This window comes from Marinobacter piscis, assembly GCF_007671655.1.
Taxonomy (GTDB): Bacteria; Pseudomonadota; Gammaproteobacteria; order Pseudomonadales; family Oleiphilaceae; genus Marinobacter; species Marinobacter piscensis.
In genome coordinates this window covers 86,454-104,715 of record NZ_VCGX01000004.1, presented here as the reverse complement: position 1 = coordinate 104,715, position 18,262 = coordinate 86,454, and the positions used below count along the sequence as shown (strand labels likewise).

Annotated in this window: 17 protein-coding genes; 12 read left to right on the top strand and 5 right to left on the bottom strand. The window is 58.5% G+C overall.

Translation table 11 applies throughout. The features are described 5' to 3' along the window. Positions 1-6: 6 nt before the first annotated feature. Positions 7-1,062 (bottom strand): small ribosomal subunit biogenesis GTPase RsgA, encoded by a 1,056-nt coding sequence (rsgA, locus tag FFI95_RS13625; RefSeq protein ID WP_144823418.1) that lies wholly within the window; start codon positions 1,060-1,062, stop codon positions 7-9. Between the two features lie 255 nt (positions 1,063-1,317). Between rsgA and orn the strand changes: the two genes are divergently transcribed. Next, positions 1,318-1,860, top strand: a complete 543-nt coding sequence (orn, locus tag FFI95_RS13620) for an oligoribonuclease (RefSeq protein ID WP_144823416.1) — start codon at positions 1,318-1,320, stop codon at positions 1,858-1,860. On the opposite strand, the gene queG is transcribed toward orn, so the two are convergent. Then, positions 1,855-2,934 carry a tRNA epoxyqueuosine(34) reductase QueG gene (queG, locus tag FFI95_RS13615; protein WP_144823414.1) on the bottom strand — a complete coding sequence of 360 codons (1,080 nt, stop codon included), beginning with the start codon at positions 2,932-2,934 and terminating at the stop codon, positions 1,855-1,857. The two genes, orn and queG, sit on opposite strands and share 6 nt — an antisense overlap. 113 nt (positions 2,935-3,047) lie before the next feature. Between queG and FFI95_RS13610 the strand changes: the two genes are divergently transcribed. The 11 genes from FFI95_RS13610 (at position 3,048) to FFI95_RS13560 (ending at position 16,061) form a co-directional block, all read left to right on the top strand. Further along, positions 3,048-4,610, top strand: a complete 1,563-nt coding sequence (locus FFI95_RS13610; RefSeq protein WP_144823413.1) for an NAD(P)H-hydrate dehydratase — start codon at positions 3,048-3,050, stop codon at positions 4,608-4,610. Continuing rightward, positions 4,607-5,104 (top strand): tRNA (adenosine(37)-N6)-threonylcarbamoyltransferase complex ATPase subunit type 1 TsaE, encoded by a 498-nt coding sequence (tsaE, locus tag FFI95_RS13605; protein WP_144823411.1) that lies wholly within the window; start codon positions 4,607-4,609, stop codon positions 5,102-5,104. The genes FFI95_RS13610 and tsaE overlap by 4 nt, the downstream gene beginning before the upstream one ends. Before the next feature lie 100 nt (positions 5,105-5,204). Further along, positions 5,205-6,497, top strand: a complete 1,293-nt coding sequence (locus FFI95_RS13600) for an N-acetylmuramoyl-L-alanine amidase (protein WP_425463066.1) — start codon at positions 5,205-5,207, stop codon at positions 6,495-6,497. 20 nt (positions 6,498-6,517) lie between these two features. After that, positions 6,518-8,449, top strand: a complete 1,932-nt coding sequence (gene mutL / locus FFI95_RS13595; protein WP_144823407.1) for a DNA mismatch repair endonuclease MutL — start codon at positions 6,518-6,520, stop codon at positions 8,447-8,449. A 49-nt stretch (positions 8,450-8,498) separates the two neighbouring features. After that, on the top strand, positions 8,499-9,506 hold the full coding sequence (gene miaA, locus FFI95_RS13590; protein WP_144823708.1) for a tRNA (adenosine(37)-N6)-dimethylallyltransferase MiaA: 1,008 nt from the start codon (positions 8,499-8,501) through the stop codon (positions 9,504-9,506). Positions 9,507-9,540: 34 nt separating this feature from the next. Next, on the top strand, positions 9,541-9,792 hold the full coding sequence (hfq, locus tag FFI95_RS13585) for an RNA chaperone Hfq (RefSeq protein ID WP_144823406.1): 252 nt from the start codon (positions 9,541-9,543) through the stop codon (positions 9,790-9,792). A gap of 121 nt (positions 9,793-9,913) precedes the next feature. After that, the gene (hflX, locus tag FFI95_RS13580; protein WP_144823404.1) at positions 9,914-11,212 is read left to right on the top strand and encodes a ribosome rescue GTPase HflX; all 1,299 of its coding nucleotides are present in this window, start codon (positions 9,914-9,916) and stop codon (positions 11,210-11,212) included. Between the two features lie 81 nt (positions 11,213-11,293). Further along, positions 11,294-12,475, top strand: a complete 1,182-nt coding sequence (gene hflK, locus FFI95_RS13575) for an FtsH protease activity modulator HflK (protein ID WP_144823402.1) — start codon at positions 11,294-11,296, stop codon at positions 12,473-12,475. Between the two features lie 2 nt (positions 12,476-12,477). Further along, entirely contained in the window at positions 12,478-13,353 is an 876-nt protein-coding gene (gene hflC, locus FFI95_RS13570; RefSeq protein ID WP_144823400.1) for a protease modulator HflC, read from the top strand. Positions 13,354-13,497: 144 nt separating this feature from the next. Then, complete coding sequence (locus tag FFI95_RS13565) at positions 13,498-14,679, top strand: ATP phosphoribosyltransferase regulatory subunit (protein ID WP_144823398.1); 1,182 nt, start codon at positions 13,498-13,500, stop codon at positions 14,677-14,679. 86 nt (positions 14,680-14,765) lie between these two features. Further along, positions 14,766-16,061 carry an adenylosuccinate synthase gene (locus FFI95_RS13560; protein ID WP_144823397.1) on the top strand — a complete coding sequence of 432 codons (1,296 nt, stop codon included), beginning with the start codon at positions 14,766-14,768 and terminating at the stop codon, positions 16,059-16,061. 56 nt (positions 16,062-16,117) lie between these two features. Here the strand turns inward: FFI95_RS13560 and cmoB are convergent, their stop codons facing one another. Genes cmoB through FFI95_RS13545 form a run of 3 tightly spaced genes read right to left on the bottom strand, consistent with a single transcriptional unit; the run spans position 16,118 to position 18,261 of the window. Beyond that, entirely contained in the window at positions 16,118-17,110 is a 993-nt protein-coding gene (cmoB, locus tag FFI95_RS13555) for a tRNA 5-methoxyuridine(34)/uridine 5-oxyacetic acid(34) synthase CmoB (RefSeq protein WP_144823395.1), read from the bottom strand. A gap of 25 nt (positions 17,111-17,135) precedes the next feature. After that, the gene (gene cmoA, locus FFI95_RS13550; protein ID WP_144823393.1) at positions 17,136-17,891 is read right to left on the bottom strand and encodes a carboxy-S-adenosyl-L-methionine synthase CmoA; all 756 of its coding nucleotides are present in this window, start codon (positions 17,889-17,891) and stop codon (positions 17,136-17,138) included. After that, the gene (locus FFI95_RS13545) at positions 17,884-18,261 is read right to left on the bottom strand and encodes a PA3694 family proteiin (RefSeq protein ID WP_144823392.1); all 378 of its coding nucleotides are present in this window, start codon (positions 18,259-18,261) and stop codon (positions 17,884-17,886) included. Before FFI95_RS13545 ends, cmoA begins: the two co-directional genes overlap by 8 nt. Position 18,262: the final 1 nt, after the last annotated feature.

Below are 18,262 nucleotides of genomic sequence, written 5' to 3'. Positions count from 1 at the left end.
CCGCCTTCACTGGCCTTTTAACCCCCGGGCCTGCTGCTCAGCCATGTCCTGAAGAATGCGGTGAAAACTCTGCCGCCGCTCAGGGCTGAGGCTGCCTTCAGCAACCGCTGCATCAATGGCACAGCCGGGGTCGCCCATATGCCGGCAATTGCGGAACTTGCAGTAGCCAATAACCTTCCGAATCTCGCGGAAACCGTATTCGATTTCCTGAGGGGTCATATGCCAGAGGCCAAACTCCCGTATACCCGGCGAATCAATCAGATCCCCTCCCATAGGTAAATGAAAAAGCCTGGCCGTCGTCGTTGTGTGAACACCCTTACCGGTACTCTCTGACACCGCCCCCACACGAATAGCCTCATCCGGCATGAGCGTCTGAATAATCGACGACTTGCCCACCCCCGATTGCCCCACAAAAGCGCTGGTCTTGCCCTTCACCAGGGCCTCAACCTCCGGTGAGGGCGCGCCGGAAAACTGCACCGCAGAGGTACGCACCACGTTATAACCCAGCGCCGAATAGCGACCTAGCAACGCCTCAACAGACGCCCGGTTACGCTCCGTAAGCAAATCCGACTTGTTCAGCAGAATCACAACAGGAATACCGGTGTTCTCAGCGGCCACCAGATACCGGTCAATCAGGTTGTCATGAGGCTCCGGCTCCGGAGCGATCACCAGAATAATATGATCAATATTGGCCGCCACCGGTTTCAGCGCCCCAAAATTATCCGGACGCTTCAACACATTCTCCCGCTCACCGCGGGCCACAACCACCCCGGTCTCACTCTTCCCCGGCCGCCAGACAACCCGGTCACCCGTAACCAGACTGTCAATATTCGCCCGGACAAAACAGCGCACCACCTCACCCTCGTGCTCGCCTTCCAGAGCTTCCACATCAAGCTGCTGCCCATAATGAGCAATCACCAGCCCCTCCTGCTCCGGCCCCAGCTCACCCGCCTCAGCCTGCGCCTGAACCTTCTTCTCCTTGCGAGCCGCCCGGGCTGCCCGCTCCTCCTGAACCTTCCTGATCCGGAATTGTTGCTGCTTGTTCAGTCGCCGTTTTGCCATAGAGTCTCTGTTAACACGGATGTAAGTAGTATTGTCACTGTGACATCATACGGCAATACGTTTTACGCCGCTTTAATCTGATGCTTTTTAAAAGGTCTCCGCGAATTATGGGGTGCAGTGGCCGCTTGCCTACCGGGAATGCTGGTGGCCACGGATGGCCACCGACAAGCGCACATGGATGTGCCCGTAGCGGTTCCCGGTAGGCAAGTGGTCACTGCACCTACTCCAATATTAAAGAACTGAGAGGAAACAAGAATGTCAGCAGACACCCACCTGGTCTGGATTGACCTGGAAATGACCGGCCTGGATCCGGAAACAGAACGCATCATCGAAATGGCCACCATCATCACCGACTCCGAACTCAACCTGATTGCAGAAGGCCCCGTCATCGCCATCCACCAGCCAGACAGCCTGCTCGACGCCATGGACGAATGGTGCACCCGCACCCACGGCGAAAGCGGTCTGACCCAACGTGTCCGCGACAGCAAAACCACCGAAGCCGAAGCCGAACAGCAAACCCTCGCCTTCCTCAAAGAACACCTGGAGCCCGGCAAATCCCCCCTGTGTGGCAACAGCATCGGCCAGGACCGCCGCTTCCTGGTGAAATACATGCCCGCCCTGGAAGACTTCTTTCATTACCGTAACCTTGATGTATCCACAGTCAAAGAACTGGCCCGACGCTGGCGCCCGGATGTACTGGAAGGCGTGAAAAAGAAAGGCAGCCACCTGGCACTGGACGACATTCGCGACTCAATCAACGAACTGCGGCACTACCGGGAGCACTTCTTCCGGCTATAAACCGTGCTGCGCCAAAGCCCACTGAACATGCTCGCGGACCAACTCCGAAGGGTAATCCGCGCGCTGTTTCAGAGCTTCAATCACGGGAATGGTCGAAGGTGCATTCCCCAGGCCAACCGCCAGATTGCGCAGCCAGCCCTCATAGCCGGTACGGCGGATGGCAGAGCCCTCCGTGCGCTTGAGAAACTGCTCCTCCGACCATAAAAACAGCTCAGCCAGCGAACTGTTGTCCAGGCCGTGCCGGGGCTGAAAATCCTTTTCCTGAGTAGGTTTCTGGAACTTCTGCCAGGGGCACACCAGCTGACAGTCATCGCAGCCAAACACCCGGTTGCCCATCAGCGGGCGCAACTCCTCCGGAATACTGCCTTTCAGCTCAATGGTGAGATAACTGATACAGCGCCGGGCATCCAGTTTGTGGGGCCCCACAAACGCGTCCGTGGGGCACAGCTCCAGACACGCCGAGCAACTGCCGCAGTGATCGGATTCAAACGCAGGGTCAGTGGGCAGCGGGGCGCTGGTGAAAATTTCCCCCAGAAAAAAGAAGGAGCCGGCTTTCGGATGAATCAGCATATTGTTTTTGCCGATCCAGCCCAGGCCTGCTCTTTGGGCCAGGGCTCTTTCCAGCACCGGGGCGCTGTCGACAAACGCCCGGTAATCATAGCCACTGACCGCGTCATCAATCCATTTTGCCAGAGTTGCCAGCCGCTTCCGCATCAGCTTGTGATAGTCACGGCCCAGCGCATAGCGCGTAATATAGGCGTTTTCCCGGTTGGTGAGCGCTTCTTTCGGGTTGTCCGGGGCAGGCATGTAATCCATGCGCACAGAGATAACCCGGGTGGTCCCTGGCACCAGAGATGTGGGAGTGTAGCGCTTGTCGCCATGGTGCCCCATATACTCCATCTCGCCCTGATAGCCTTTAGCCAGCCAGTCCTGAAGATGCTGCGCGTGTTCACCTGTGTCCGCCGTAGTGATGCCCGCATCGGAAAAACCGAGCTCACGGGCCCACTGACGGATAAGTGAAGGCAAATCAGCCAGTTCAGGAGAATGGGTTGTGTCAGTTGCCGTTGTGCTCATAGGAAACAGATATTTAATTTGATTAAGTTATGACCTTTTCCCCGGTTTTGCTATGCTTTACATGTAGCTGGCCAATTTTCTTAAACCGGTTTCTGTGACGGGAGCGAAGGCTCATGCCAGAGCACGCTGAGCAAAGTTTAACAGATTTGCTGTTTAGCGCCGATGCTGTGCGTCGTATAGATCAATACATCATCGGGCAGCAGGGTGTTGAGGGCTTTGACCTGATGCAGGCTGCCGCAAGGGCAGCGTTTCGCCAGCTGGTTGCACGCTGGCCCGGAACGGAACCCTTGCTGGTTCTGTGCGGGGCCGGCAATAACGGTGGTGATGGCTACCTGGTAGCGGCGAGTGCTGTACGCCATGGGCTGGCGGTGCGCTGCGTAGCCGTCGCCCCGGTTGAAAAGCTCAGTGGTGATGCCCGTAAAGCCTGGCAGAAGGCCGTAGCCGACGGTGTCGACGTGCAGGAGCTGGCAGGCACCGGTGAGGCAGACCTGGAGGCGTGGTTTGCGGGAGCCGGCCTGGTTGTGGATGCCATGCTGGGAACCGGTGTGGCAGGTGCGCCCAGGGAGCCATTTGCAGATCTGATCAGGCGTTGTAATCGCTCCGGGCTTCCTGTCCTGGCAGTGGACATGCCATCCGGGCTTGATGCCACCACAGGTGTGGCCCGGGGTGAGGTGGTACAGGCGTCTGCAACAGTAACGTTTATCGGCCAGAAAACCGGCCTGTACACCGGGCAGGGCGCCGCGGTCTCGGGAGATGTGGTGTTTGAGGCCCTGAATGCAGAGGCTGGCGTGGCCGCAAGCGGTGAAGAGCCGACGGCTATATTGCGACGCTGGCCCTCGGTTCGCAGCTGGTTGCCTGCCCGCCCGGGCCATGCCCACAAAGGGCGGTTCGGTCACGTTTTGATTGTTGCCGGAGACCATGGCTTTGGTGGGGCCGGGGTGTTGGCTGCAGAAGCGGCAGCGCGTGCCGGAGCCGGACTTGTGTCTCTGGCAACTCGTCCGGCGCATGTTTCTGCGGCGCTGGCACGGTGTCCGTCGGTTATGGTCCGTGGCCTGGATCATGGATCGGAACTGGCGGAGATGTTGGCGGCCGCAACCGTTGTGGTGTGCGGGCCGGGGCTGGGGCAGAGCGCCTGGGGTCAGCAAATGCTGCAGCAGGTCATGGCGAGCAGCACCCCCCGGGTGCTGGATGCGGATGCGCTTAACCTGCTTGCAGCCCGGGTTGCCGCTCCTCTGGACAATCAGATACTGACGCCGCATCCGGGCGAGGCTGCACGGCTTTTAAGCTGCCAGGTGCCGGCGGTGGAAAAAGACCGTGTGGCCGCGGCCAGAAAACTGCAGTCGCAATACGGTGGCGTGGCTGTGCTTAAAGGTGCGGGCACAGTGATTGCCTCCGACACGGGGCCGGTGAGTATTGCCGGAGGCTGTCACCCGGGTATGGCCACTGGCGGTATGGGTGATGTGTTATCGGGCATTGTGGGTGCCTTGTACGCCCAGCAGCCCGAGTTGCCCGCACAGGTCGCCACAGTCGCTGCCAGTGTACATTTTGAAGCGGCACACAGGGCCTCAGCCAGTCGTGGATATATGGGGCTGTTACCCACCGATGTGATTGAAGCGCTGCCACAGGTTCTGCGGGAATCAGAAACGCCCGGATACTGCAGAGAGGAGAAGGAATGAGCATTTTCGGGAACGAGCGCAGACTGTTTCTGGATGGAGAAGCCGAAACTGAACAGCTGGGGGGTGAGCTGGCTCGCCTGGCAAAAGCCTCAGGCCGGGGGCTGGTTGTGTTTCTTGAAGGCGACCTGGGGATGGGGAAAACCACACTCAGCCGTGGCCTTATACGTGCTCTCGGGCACGAGGGTGCTGTAAAGAGCCCGACCTACACACTGGTTGAGCCATACGAACACCTGGTCCCGCCCGCGTATCATTTTGACCTGTACAGGCTGGGGGACCCGGAAGAGCTGGAATATATGGGAATCCGCGACTATTTCGATGGCAGCAGTATCTGCCTGATTGAATGGCCGGAGCGCGGCGAGGGGCTGTTGCCCGAGCCGGATCTCGAAATTCGCCTTGAGCACCAGGACGAAGGCCGGTCGGCGACAGTCCGGGCCGGCTCTGAGCTGGGTGCGTCGTTTTTGAATGAATTGGAACTGATCAGCCCGGAGCATTGATGGTCGGGAATCCCAGGAATAGGCACGCTGTATGAAAAAACATAAACTGACACTCAAAGCTGTAACAGTGCTGGCGCTTGCATGGCTGCTGGCACCTGTCATGCAAGCGCAAGCCGGTACTCAGGTAGAGGGCGTGCGGATCTGGCCGGCACCGGACCACACACGTCTGGTGCTGGACACCGAAGGCGAGGTGGAGCACAAGATGTTTGCACTGAGCAATCCTTCGCGTCTGGTGATTGACCTCAAAGACACCCGGCTGAAAACCGATTTCAGCAAAATCGATTTATCCGGCAGCCCGGTGCAACGAATCCGCAGCGCCCCGCGCAACGGTTCTGACCTGAGGGTGGTTCTGGATCTTGCCAGCAGCATTAAGCCCCGGAGTTTCCAGCTCAAGCCCAATCAGCAGTATGGCCATCGCCTGGTGGTGGACATGATTGACGAGGATGGCGGTCGCCTGGACAAGGCAGCCAGGCCGACAGTCACCCATGACTCGGACGGCAAGCGGGACGTTATCGTTGTGATTGATGCCGGCCACGGCGGTGAGGACCCGGGGGCAATTGGCCCAAGGGGAACCCGGGAGAAAGACGTTGTCCTGAAAATGGCGCATATTCTTAAGGATATGATCGACAAAAAGCAGGGCTATACGGCCAAACTCACCCGCACCGGTGATTATTATATCGGCCTGCGAAACCGTACGATCCTGGCCCGCAAATACAATGCGGATCTGTTTGTGTCTGTGCATGCAGACGCCTTCCGTACTCCGCAACCCAAGGGCGCATCGGTATTTGCACTTTCCCAGCGTGGTGCCACCAGTGAAACCGCTCGCTGGCTGGCGAAAACTGAAAACCGCTCAGACCTGATCGGCGGCACCGGCGGACTGTCTCTGGACGGACGGGATGACATGCTGGCAGGCGTGTTGCTTGATCTGTCCATGACCGCCAGTATTAATGCCAGCCTGGGTGTTGGAAGCAGTGTGCTGGGTGAGCTTGGCGGGGTGGCCCGGCTGCACAAATCCGGTGTGGAGCAGGCAGCGTTTGCGGTGCTCAAGTCGCCGGATATTCCGTCCATCCTCGTAGAGGCCGGGTTTATTTCCAACCCCCAGGAAGAGAAAAACCTGGCGACCGACTGGTACCGCCGTAAACTGGCGGGCGCCATCATGCAGGGAATTGATGAATATTTTCGGAAAACCCCGCCGCCGGGGACATTGCTGGCCTGGCAGAAACGCAATCGCCAGGACGGAAGCCGGATAAGCCAGTATAAAGTGCGCCGGGGCGATACGCTTTCAGGTGTGGCACGAAAAAATCAGACCTCCGTCAGTGAACTGATGCAGTTTAACGACCTGAGGGATGACCGTGTTATGGTAGGGCAGACGATTCGTATCCCCTCATCCTGACCAAGAGGTAACCCCGACACATGCCCACCATCCGATTGCTCTCGCCGCGGCTGGCAAACCAGATAGCCGCGGGCGAGGTAGTTGAGCGCCCTGCATCCATTGTGAAAGAACTGGTTGAGAACGCCCTTGATGCGGGCGCCCGCCGTGTCGATGTGGAAGTAGAGCAGGGTGGCGTAAAGCTGATTCGGGTGCGTGATGACGGTAGTGGCATTGCAGAAGGCGATCTGCCACTGGCCCTGAGCCGTCATGCCACCAGCAAAATTGCCAGCCTTGATGATCTGGAGGCGGTCGCCTCCCTTGGCTTCAGGGGGGAGGCGCTCGCCAGTATCAGCTCGGTTTCGCGACTGACACTGACCTCGCGCACAGAAGACCAGGAAGCTGCGTCCCGGGTAGAGGCAGAAGGCCGTGATATGGATGCCCGGATCACGCCTGCGGCGCACCCTGTAGGCACGACAGTGGAAGTGCGGGATCTGTTTTTTAATACGCCGGCACGGCGCAAGTTTCTGCGAACCGAAAAAACCGAATTCAACCACCTGGAAGAAAACATACGGCGACAGGCCCTCAGCCGTTTCGATACAGGTTTTACTCTGCGCCACAACCAGAAAGTGGTGCAAAACCTTCGGCCAGCCACCTCTGCACTGGACAAGGAACGTCGCATCGGATCCCTGTGCGGGCAGAAGTTTATCGACAATGCGGTGGTCATTGATGCGGAAGCCACAGGTTTGCGCCTGTGGGGCTGGGTAGCCCTGCCCACCTTCTCCCGCAGCCAGGCAGATCTGCAGTATTTCTTTGTGAACGGCCGGGTCATTCGCGACCGGCTGGTTGCCCATGCGGTGCGCCAGGCGTACCGGGATGTACTGTATAACAACCGGCACCCGGCATTTGTTCTTTATCTTGAAGTAGACCCGGCCAACGTTGATGTAAACGTGCATCCGACCAAGCATGAAGTACGCTTTCGCGATGGCCGGCTGGTGCATGATTTTATCTTCCGTACCCTGCATAAAGCCCTTGCCGATGTGCGCCCGGATGACCATTTCCGGGGCGCCGTCGCTCAGTCCTTTGACCGGGAAGCTTCTGCGCCCGGCGAGGTGCCGGCGGCCGGGACAGGTCAGCCGGTGCATCAGCTCCAGCCCTGGAATGGCCAGCCTGCAATGCCGCCATCAGGGGATGACAGGGCAGCCGATGGTTTCAGTGGGCAGCCAGTACCGCAACAGGAGTGGCGGGCCAGTGATCAGATGGCTTTTTATCAGTCCCTGGGAGGCGGGGGTGTCGCTACTCAGCAGGAGCCGGCAGCGTTTCCTGGCACGGCAGCGGGAGCCATGCCGGAAGCACAGCCCGGGCCCGCCCCGGTTGCGGGCGGCAGTGAGGAGCCGCCTCTGGGCTACGCAATTGCTCAGCTGCACGGCATTTATATTCTTGCCCAGACCAGTGCCGGCATGATTGTGGTGGATATGCACGCGGCCCATGAACGCATTACCTACGAGCGCATGAAGCTGGCGCTGGCAGAGCAGGATCTGAAAAGCCAGCCCTTGCTGGTGCCTGTGTCACTGGCGGTCAGCCAGAAAGAGGCTGCGCTGGCTGAGACCCATGGTGATGAGTTGCAGCAGCTTGGGCTCCAGGTGGAGCGCATCGGGCCGGAAACACTGGCGGTACGGCAGATGCCCGCGTTACTGCGAGGGGCAGACACAGAACAACTGGTCAGAGATGTACTTTCTGATCTTATAGAGCATGGTCAGAGTGACCGGGTAGAGGCGGTTACCCACGAGCTACTGGGGACCATGGCCTGCCACGGTTCCGTGCGTGCCAACCACCAGCTCACCATACCGGAAATGAACTCCCTTCTGCGGGACATGGAAGCCACCGAGCGCAGCGGCCAGTGCAACCACGGGCGTCCGACCTGGACCCTGGTTACCCTGGCAGAGCTGGACAAGCTGTTTCTGCGGGGGCGTTGAGGTGACAGCGGAGACGGGTCAGGCGGTAAAACCACCAGCCATCTTTCTCATGGGGCCCACAGCCTCCGGCAAAACCGATCTGGCCATCGCCCTTTGTGAACGCCTGCCCTGTGACATCATCAGCGTCGACTCGGCGATGATTTACCGGGGCATGGATATAGGCACCGCCAAGCCAACTGCAGAGGAGCTGGCCCGGGCGCCTCACCGGCTGATCGATATCTGCGACCCGGCTGAAACGTATTCCGCCGCGGATTTCCGCCGGGATGCGCTGACAGAAATGGCACAGATTACGGCCGCCGGTCGCATTCCCCTGCTGGTGGGCGGAACCATGATGTACTTCAAAGCTCTGTTGCATGGAATGTCGGGCCTGCCTTCGGCAGACCCGCAGGTACGCAGAGCCCTCGAGACAGAGGCAGAGCAGCATGGGTGGCTTGCCCTGTATGACGAGCTCCAGGCGGCTGACCCTGTGGCTGCCAAACTGATACACCCCAACAACCACCAGCGTTTGTTACGGGCTCTGGAGGTTCTGCGCCTGACCGGCAGGCCTATATCCGCCTTCTGGGAGGCAGAGGGCAGCCTCAGGATGCAGCAGGCGCGAACACGTGGAGATGTGGAGGGTGTCGAGGATTACACCTATTTTACCCGGTGGCAGGCAGACGAAACTTTATCGCTTCCGTATACTGTCGCGCAGTTAGCTATGGCGCCCCCGGAGCGGAAAGAACTTCACTCGAGAATACATCAGCGTTTTCTGAGTATGCTGGAGGCGGGGTTTCTTGATGAGGTCCGGGCACTGATGGCCCGGGGCGATCTACACCCGGGGCTCCCTTCCATGCGCTGTGTCGGTTACCGTCAGGCCTGGAGTTATCTGGCCGGTAAAGACGATTATGACACATTTGTAAGTAAGGGAGTGGCAGCGACCCGTCAGCTTGCCAAACGGCAGCTTACATGGCTCAGGAAGTGGTCTGATGTTCACTGGCTGGACAGCAGCGACGATTTTATCGTTGATGCTGCCTTGAAAAAAGCCGGACACCACACCACATTTAGCTCTGAATACTGACGATCTGCATTTATTAAAAAACAGGAGAACACCCATGTCAAAAGGGCATTCACTACAAGACCCTTACCTTAACGCCCTGCGCAAAGAGCGCATTCCGGTATCTATCTTTCTGGTTAATGGTATCAAGTTGCAAGGACAGGTAGAGTCTTTTGACCAGTTTGTGATTTTACTGAAGAATACGGTCAGCCAGATGGTTTACAAGCACGCAATCTCCACCGTTGTGCCGGCCAGAAATGTCCGCATTCCACAGCAGAATCCCGCAGACGAGGGTGAGACTGAAGAATGATTCCGGCCGGGATCCCGGTCGTGTCTGTCACCCGCGCACCTGAGGGACCATACGGTTCTGATGGCCGCGGGTGTTTGTTTTTATGACTTTAGTAAACAGATTGCTGTGGAGTTGATACCCATTGTTTGAGCGCCCAGATGTTGGTGAACGAGCGATCCTTGTCCATATTGACTTTACGTCTCATGATGGCTCGGAAGACCCGGGTGAGTTTCGCGAACTCGTAACGTCTGCCGGAGTTGAAGCTGTCGGAAGCGTAACCGGAACCCGCAAGCAACCCAGCCCGCGATTGTTTGTGGGGGAAGGCAAGCTTGAAGAGGTCCGCGAGGCGATAACGCTTTATGAGGCTGACGTGGTTCTTTTCAATCACGCTCTCAGCCCCAGCCAGGAGCGCAACATTGAGCAGGAGCTCAAGTGCCGGGTGCTGGATCGGACCGGTGTTATTCTGGACATTTTTGCCCAGCGGGCCCGGACCCATGAAGGTAAGCTGCAGGTAGAGCTGGCTCAGCTGGAGCATATGGCCACACGCCTGGTCCGGGGCTGGACCCACCTGGAACGACAGGCCGGGGGCATAGGGCTGCGTGGCCCGGGTGAAACCCAGCTGGAAACCGACCGCCGGCTGCTGCGTGCCCGGATCAAGTCGATCAATAAACGCCTTGAAAAGGTACGCCGGCAGCGCAGCCAGGGGCGCCGTGCCCGTAAGCGCGCAGACATACCCACAGTATCGCTGGTGGGGTACACCAACGCCGGCAAATCCACTCTGTTTAACCGTATTACCACCTCTTCGGTATACGCCGCAGACAAACTGTTCGCCACGCTGGACCCGACCATCCGGCGTCTGGAACTTCCGGACGTCGGCCCGGTCGTAATGGCCGATACGGTGGGCTTTATCCGTCATCTCCCCCATAAGCTTGTGGAGGCCTTCCGGGCAACGCTGGAAGAAACCACGGATGCAACCCTGCTGCTGCACATAGTCGACAGTGAAGACAGTCGCCGTGACGAAAACATTGAACAGGTTGAAGAGGTGCTGGCGGAAATTGGCGCCGATGAGATACCTGTGCTGCAGGTGTTCAATAAAATTGATCTGCTCGATGATTTTGCCCCCAGGGTCGACCGCAATGAAGACGGGGTGCCTGTGCGTGCCTGGGTATCAGCGGTGACCGGAGAGGGGCTGGATGGGTTGTACGACGCCATTGTCGAGCGGCTGGCGGAGGATGTGGTTCACCACTTTGTTCTGCTCGGTCCGGCTGATGGCAAGCTCCGCGCACTCCTGCATGAGGCAGGCTCAGTGCTTAGTGAAGAGCACCGAGATACCGGGGAAACGGTAATAGAAACCCGATTGCAGCAGCGGGACTGGCAGCAGCTTCTGAGTCGTGCAGGTGTGAGCGAAGAGTCGGTGCGACTGGACACACGACAAACCTGAAAAAAGGCTATAGCTATTGCCGGGGCGTTGATAAATCCCTAGTATTTGCAGCCATTCGATATATTAGGAACGGAGAGGACTATGGCCTGGAATGAACCGGGTGGAAACCGCAACGATAACGATCCCTGGGGAACCGGTGGTGGTCGTCGCGGCAATGATCAGGGGCCACCTGATCTTGATGAGGCACTGAAAAAAGGCCTCGAAAAACTGAACAAGATGCTGGGAGGCAAAGGTAAGAAGCCGGGCAGCGGCGGCGGTGGTTCTGGCAGCGCCGGCGGTTTTGGTGCCATTCTTGCGCTGGCCGCCATTCTGGTTGTCGGGTATGTCGCTTTCCAGTCGTTCTACACAGTCGACGAACAGCAACGCGCGGTTGTTCTGCGCTTTGGCGAATACTCCAGGACCGAAAACCCCGGCCTGAGGTTCAAAGTGCCTCTGATTGATGACGTCTCCAAGGTTGGTGTAACCAACGTACGAACCGCCAAGTCCAGTGGGCAGATGCTGACCCAGGATGAAAACCTGGTGACCGTTGATCTGCAGGTGCAGTACCGCGTGGGCGATGCGCAGGCATACGTATTGAACGTCCGCGACTCGAATCAGGCGCTGGCCTTTGCAACCGACAGTGCACTGCGCCATGAGGTAGGTAGCTCTTCGCTGGACGATGTGCTCACAGAAGGTCGTGCCGAGCTGGCCGTTCGTGTTGAGCAGCGTCTGCAGAGTTTCCTCGAGGAATATGGCACCGGGCTGCAGATTGTACGTGTGAACGTGGAAAGCACCCAGCCGCCCCCGGCTGTTCAGGATGCATTCCGTGAAGTTCAGCGCGCCCGTGAAGATGAGCAGCGTGTGAAAGAAGAGGCCGAAACCTACCGCAACAAGGTGGTTCCCGAGGCTCGCGGTCAGGCACAGCGCATGATCGAAGAAGCCAATGCCTACAAACAGGAAGTGATTGAACGTGCCCGTGGTGAAACGGCCCGGTTCCGCGAATTGCTGGCTGTGTATCAGCAGGCGCCGGGAGTTACGCGTGAGCGCATGTATCTGCAGACACTTGAAACCGTGCTGTCCAACAGCAGCAAGATTCTTGTGGATACCGAAAGCAGTGGCAATATGATGTATCTGCCACTGGATCGTCTCACCCAGAATGCACTGCCCCGCAGTGGCAGCCAGTCCTCTGGCAGCAGCGGACAGATGGACATTCAGTCGGTGACCGACCAGGTACTTCAGGAACTGCGAACCAGACAGGACATTAATGTACGGAGGAGCAGATAATCATGGGACCTAAAGGTGTCGTGGGCCTTGCAGGCGCCCTCATCGTTGTCCTGCTGGTGTTATCAAGTGTATTTATTATCCCGGAAACGCATCGTGGCGTTATGCTGAGGTTTGGTGAGTTAGTTGAGACCGACATCGAAGCGGGCATACATTTCAAGGTGCCTGTGATCGACCAGGTGCGGGAATTTGATATCCGGGTGCTGACGATGGACCTGCCTTCGAGGCAGTACCTGACCGTTGAAAAGAAGCCGCTGGATGTGGATTCCTACATTGCCTGGCAGATTCAGGATGTGGACCAGTTCTACCGGGCCACAGGTGGCGACGAATTCCGTGCTCAGTCGCTGATGCTGTCCCGCGTGGACAACGGCCTGCGTGACGAATTTGGTGTCCGCACCATGCACGAGGTGGTTTCCGGCCAGCGTGATGAGCTGATGCACACCCTGCGTGATCGGGTTAACGAAACCTCGGTTGATGAGTTCGGCATCCGGGTCCTGGACATCCGGGTGAAAGCGATCGAGCTTCCCGGCCAGGTCAGTGAGAACGTCTATCGCCGGATGGCGACCGAACGTGAAAAGCTGGCTCAGGAGTTCCGCTCCCGCGGTCGAGAACTTGCAGAGGGGATTCGTGCTGATGCCGATCGTCAGAAAACGGTTACCCTGGCGGAAGCTTTCGCTGCGTCGGAAACAACCCGGGGTGAGGGTGATGGTGAAGCGGCGCGGATTTACGCCGAAGCCTATGGAACTGACTCAGAGTTTTACAGCTTCTACCGCAGTCTGCAGGCGTACCGGAATACCTTCGCAACCAAAGACGACATAATGGTGATTGACTCCGAAAGCGAATTCATGAAATTCCTTACGGACCCGAAAGGCGGAAGCTAAAACGCACCAGGCGTACCGGAAAAACCGGAGTACTCAGGTATTCCGGTTTTTTTGTGAGCGCCAACAGTGTAAAATCCCACAGGTTTTGGTTCGGGTTTTCTTCCCCCCGGACGTCACCCAAAAAAACACTGCATACGGAATCTCATGACAGTATCTGATCGCTGGTTACTGCCGGACGGAGTGGAGGATACCCTGCCACCTCTGGCCGGGCAGATAGAGTCCCTGCGCCGGGATGTAATGGATACCTGCCAGCGCTGGGGCTACCAGCTGGTAATCCCACCGCTTATTGAATATCTGGAATCCCTGTTTACCGGCACCGGCCACAATCTGCAGTTGCAGACGTTCAAGCTGACCGACCAGCTGACCGGGCGCATGATGGGGGTCCGGGCGGATATGACCCCCCAGGCTGCGCGCATTGACGCCCACACACTGGGCCAGGAGGGTGTTACCCGCCTGTGTTACGCCGGGCATATCCTGCACACCCGCCCAAAACATATGCTGACCGGGCGCACGCCCGTGCAGGCAGGGTGTGAGCTGTTCGGCAGCGCTTCGGAAGCGGCTGATCTGGAAATCATCAACCTGATGCTGGAGACGCTCCGTGTAGCCGGTCTGCCAGAGGTGCATCTGGATCTTGCCCACGTCGCCATCTATGAAACCCTGATTGATGAAGCCGGGTTTGATCGCGATACCAGCGCCGCTATCTTTGATGCCATGGGACGCAAGTCCGGGCCGGAACTGGACAAACTGCTCGGACACTGCGCTGCCGGCTCAGCAGGTGCGCGCCTGCGTGAACTTGCCCGGGTGAGCGGTGGTCCGGAGGCACTGGATGAGGCCCGGACCATACTGCAGGGCGGCTCTGACAACCTGAGCGCGGCTCTGGATCAGCTGGGCCGGATTGCAGATATGCTTGAGCAGGGCTACCCGAACATAAGTTACGGGTTCGATTTCTGTGAACTCCGTGGCTATAGCTACCACACAGGTGTGGTGTTTGCGGCTTATGTGCCCGGCCATGGCGACTCGGTTGCCAAGGGTGGCCGTTACGATGCCATCGGCAGCGATTTTGGCCGCTCCCGTCCCGCCACTGGCTTCAGCCTGGATATCAGAGCTCTGGTAGCGCTGGGTGAGCGCCCGGCAGGTTCTGCAAGCGCAGTCTGGGCACCGGCAGACGAGGATCCGGCACTGGAGGAAGCAATCACCAGCCTTCGGCAGACAGACACAGTTGTCCGGGCATTGCCGGAAGACAGTAACGCAGACCCGTCTGCACGGGGATGCGACCGTAAGCTGGTAAAACAGGGTGATCGTTGGGTCGTTCAGCCGCTGAGCTGATATCGGCAGGCTGCAACGGGCACATAAAAGTACATTGGCTAAATTAGCGAGACGCACAGTTCAGTGGTGCGCATTGAGAGAGAATCATGGGTAAAAACGTTGTTGTGCTGGGCACCCAGTGGGGTGATGAGGGCAAGGGCAAGATCGTCGATCTGCTGACAGAAAACGTCGCTGCAGTGGTTCGTTTTCAGGGAGGGCATAACGCCGGTCATACCCTGGTTATCGACGGCAAGACAACCGCCCTGCACCTGATACCGTCCGGCATTCTCCGTGAGGACGTCCAGTGCCTGATCGGCAACGGCGTTGTATTGTCACCGGAAGCCCTGCTCAAAGAAGTCCGTGGCCTGGAGGCCTCCGGGGTGGCGGTGCGTGACCGGCTGCACATCAGTCTCGCCTGCCCGATCATTCTGCGTACGCACGTGCGCATCGACCAGGCCCGTGAGCACGCCAGAGGCCTGGACAAGATTGGCACCACCGGGCGGGGTATAGGTCCGGCGTACGAAGACAAGGTATCGCGTCGCGGGATCCGCCTCGGGGATCTGCATAACCCGCGGGAGTTTGAGGAAAAGCTCCGGGAGATCATGACGTACCACAACTTCGTGCTGACCCAGTATTTCGGGGAAGAGGCAGAAGATATAGATGCAGCCCTGGAAGAACTGAAGCAGATGGGCGAGGAAATTCTGCCCATGGCGGCCGATGTCACAGACCTGCTCCACGATTTCCGCAAGCGTGGTGACGACATCATGTTCGAGGGTGCCCAGGGGTCTTTGCTGGATATAGACCTGGGAACCTACCCGTATGTCACGTCCTCCAATACCACAGCCGGTGGTACCGCCACAGGTTCCGGCTTTGGACCTCTGTACCTGGACTATGTGCTGGGCATCACCAAGGCCTATACCACCCGCGTCGGTGCCGGGCCGTTCCCTACAGAACTTCACGACGAAGTGGGTGAGCGACTGGCGATAAAAGGCAATGAGGTGGGTACCACCACCGGCCGTTCCCGTCGCTGTGGCTGGTTTGACGCAGTTGCTCTGCGCCATGCCATCCAGATCAACAGTGTGTCCGGGATCTGCCTGACAAAGCTGGATGTGCTTGACGGCATGGAAACCGTCAAAGTCTGTGTGGGTTACAAAACCCCCGAGGGTGAAATCAACCGCCCGCCAATCGGCTGTGAAAGCTATAAAGACATTGTGCCGGTTTACGCAGAACTGCCGGGCTGGAGCGAAAGCACCTTCGGGCTGACCACCCTGGAGCAGCTGCCGGAAAACGCCAGAGCCTATATCCAGTTTCTGGAAGAGCAGATTGAGGCGCCAATCGACATTATCTCCACCGGCCCGGACCGGGTTGAAACCATTACCCTGCGTCACCCCTTTGGTGGCTGACCGGTAAGCGTTTCAGAAACCGCCCTGCCGTCATCGGCACGGCGGTTTTTTTGTGCTCAGGGTTTTTCCGCAATCAGTGTGGCACGTACGGGGCCCGGGTAGCCTTCAATGGTTCGGGAGGGGTCTTCCGGGTCCAGAAAATCTTCCAGGGAGTTGAACCGCATCCAGTCGGTCCGGCGCTGCTCGCTTGTTGTGGTGGCGGACACATCCACCACCCGGGCGTTGCGGAACCCGGTGCGGTCCAGCCACCGCAGCAGCGTATCGCAGCTGGGTAAAAACCATACGTTACGCATCTGCCCGTAACGGTTTTCCGGCATCAGGCTGTAGCCCTCCGGGCCATCAACCACCAGGGTTTCCAGTACCAGCTCACCACCCCGGCGCAGTGTGGACTTCAGTTCCAGCAAGTGGTCCAGAGGGGACCGGCGGTGATACAGAACACCCATGGAGAAGGTGGTGTCGAAGCATTCCAGTCCGTCCGGCAAGTCTTCAACACGAATGGGCAAAAGGTCGATCGGCGCCTCGTCCAGATACCGCTTTACGCTCAGAAACTGGAACAGGAACAACAGCCCGGGATCAATGCCTGTCACCCGCCGGGCACCCGCTCCCAGCATGCGCCAGCAGTGATACCCGGAACCACAACCGACATCCAGAATGCGCCGGCCGGTAAGATCAGCAAGGTGGGGCACAACCCGGTCCCATTTCCAGTCAGAACGCCATTCGGTATCAATATGGGTACCGAAAAAATCAAAGGGGCCCTTGCGCCAGGGCATCAGACCCCGAAGCCCGTGTTCAAGCGCCTGCAGCTGGTGGGTGCCCAGGTCATTGGGGGAGGTAACAGTGACAGCTGAGCGGTTCAGGTCCGCCACGGCTCCGGGCACGTCCGGCAGGCTGTTCAGCGCCTCCTGCCAGCGGCTGAGGTCGCCGTGGGGGTTATCCTCAAAACGGTGGGCCAGCTGGGCTCTCAGGGTGTGTGCCCAGCTGCTCTGGCCAGAGTCTTCCAGCTCCGTGAGTAGCCGTCCGAAGCAGGTTCGCCAGTCAAAATACGCCATTATTACGGTAATCTCCCCGGTTTGCTCACCCGGCCTTGATAGCCAGCATGGATACGAAATTGAAGCACTGGTACCACACCAGTACGCGCTCAAAGCCGGCCGCTTTCAGGCGTTGCTTGTGGGCCTCCAGTGTTTCCGGAATCAGCACCTGTTCGATGGCGCTGCGCTTCTGACTGATTTCCAGGTCAGAGTAGCCGTTGGCACGCTTGAACTCGTGGTGGAGTCGAGTCTGGGTGGCCTGTTCATCCTCCGACTCAAAACGGATTTTTTCCGACAGAATCAGAACGCCCCCGGGCCGGGTGGCCCCGGCGATACGTGTTAACAGGTGGCTGCGGGCTTCCGGTGGCACGAACTGCAGTGTGAAATTCAGGGTGGTAACCGATGCATTTGCGAGCGGGGTTTGCTGAATGTCTTCACAGCGCAGGCTGACGGGTAAGGGGTGATCGTCCAGAGCAATGTAGTGCTGACAGCGCTCGATCATGGCCGCCGAGTTATCAATGCCGGCCAGAGAACAGTCATCGTAGGGAATGCCGTGGCGCATCGCGAGAGTAGAGGCGCCCAGGGAGCAGCCCAGGTCGTAGCAGTTGGAGCCCGGCTGGGCATACTGCTCAGTGATCACTTCAATCATCGGAATAATGGTGGTGTAACCCGGCACCGAACGCCGGATCATATCCGGGAACACGCGCGCCACGGCCGCATCAAAGCGAAAGTCTTCCGGTTGCCGCTCAGTGGCGAACAGCCGGTCGGTGACAGGTTCTTTGGAACGATCAGACTCACTCATAGCCGGATTCCTGTTGTGGGGCTTCGGGCTGGGGCACAGCCGACGGGGCCGTCGGAGAGGGCCGGTAGCAACGCACGCCCCGGTTCTTGTAATCCACCAGAACGCCACGGAATGACGGGTCTGTATCCGCTGCAATGGCCAGGTAACCGTTTTCACAGGCGGCGTGCAGCTCGGAGGCTTTCTGCGACATCCGGAAGGTCTCCCCCGGGGTGACATGAATCGCCTTGAAGTCGCCCACAGGCACATGATCCTTGTTGTCTGAGTGACGAATATTGCCATTCAGTTCCAGCACCACAACCGTGCCGATAATGGCAACCAGGGCGGTGATCAACAGACTGCGAACAGTGTAGCGGGCCTCGTTCTGGCTCATT

Excerpts from the sequence above, each read along its gene's own strand:
- rsgA (WP_144823418.1), bottom strand. The coding sequence starts at position 1,062 with ATGGCAAAACGGCGACTGAACAAGCAGCAACAATTCCGGATCAGGAAG.
- orn (WP_144823416.1), top strand. The coding sequence starts at position 1,318 with ATGTCAGCAGACACCCACCTGGTCTGGATTGACCTGGAAATGACCGGC.
- queG (WP_144823414.1), bottom strand. The coding sequence starts at position 2,934 with ATGAGCACAACGGCAACTGACACAACCCATTCTCCTGAACTGGCTGAT.
- FFI95_RS13610 (WP_144823413.1), top strand. The coding sequence starts at position 3,048 with ATGCCAGAGCACGCTGAGCAAAGTTTAACAGATTTGCTGTTTAGCGCC.
- tsaE (WP_144823411.1), top strand. The coding sequence starts at position 4,607 with ATGAGCATTTTCGGGAACGAGCGCAGACTGTTTCTGGATGGAGAAGCC.
- FFI95_RS13600 (WP_425463066.1), top strand. The coding sequence starts at position 5,205 with ATGCAAGCGCAAGCCGGTACTCAGGTAGAGGGCGTGCGGATCTGGCCG.
- mutL (WP_144823407.1), top strand. The coding sequence starts at position 6,518 with ATGCCCACCATCCGATTGCTCTCGCCGCGGCTGGCAAACCAGATAGCC.
- miaA (WP_144823708.1), top strand. The coding sequence starts at position 8,499 with ATGGGGCCCACAGCCTCCGGCAAAACCGATCTGGCCATCGCCCTTTGT.
- hfq (WP_144823406.1), top strand. The coding sequence starts at position 9,541 with ATGTCAAAAGGGCATTCACTACAAGACCCTTACCTTAACGCCCTGCGC.
- hflK (WP_144823402.1), top strand. The coding sequence starts at position 11,294 with ATGGCCTGGAATGAACCGGGTGGAAACCGCAACGATAACGATCCCTGG.
- hflC (WP_144823400.1), top strand. The coding sequence starts at position 12,478 with ATGGGACCTAAAGGTGTCGTGGGCCTTGCAGGCGCCCTCATCGTTGTC.
- FFI95_RS13565 (WP_144823398.1), top strand. The coding sequence starts at position 13,498 with ATGACAGTATCTGATCGCTGGTTACTGCCGGACGGAGTGGAGGATACC.
- FFI95_RS13560 (WP_144823397.1), top strand. The coding sequence starts at position 14,766 with ATGGGTAAAAACGTTGTTGTGCTGGGCACCCAGTGGGGTGATGAGGGC.
- cmoB (WP_144823395.1), bottom strand. The coding sequence starts at position 17,110 with ATGGCGTATTTTGACTGGCGAACCTGCTTCGGACGGCTACTCACGGAG.
- cmoA (WP_144823393.1), bottom strand. The coding sequence starts at position 17,891 with ATGAGTGAGTCTGATCGTTCCAAAGAACCTGTCACCGACCGGCTGTTC.
- FFI95_RS13545 (WP_144823392.1), bottom strand. The coding sequence starts at position 18,261 with ATGAGCCAGAACGAGGCCCGCTACACTGTTCGCAGTCTGTTGATCACC.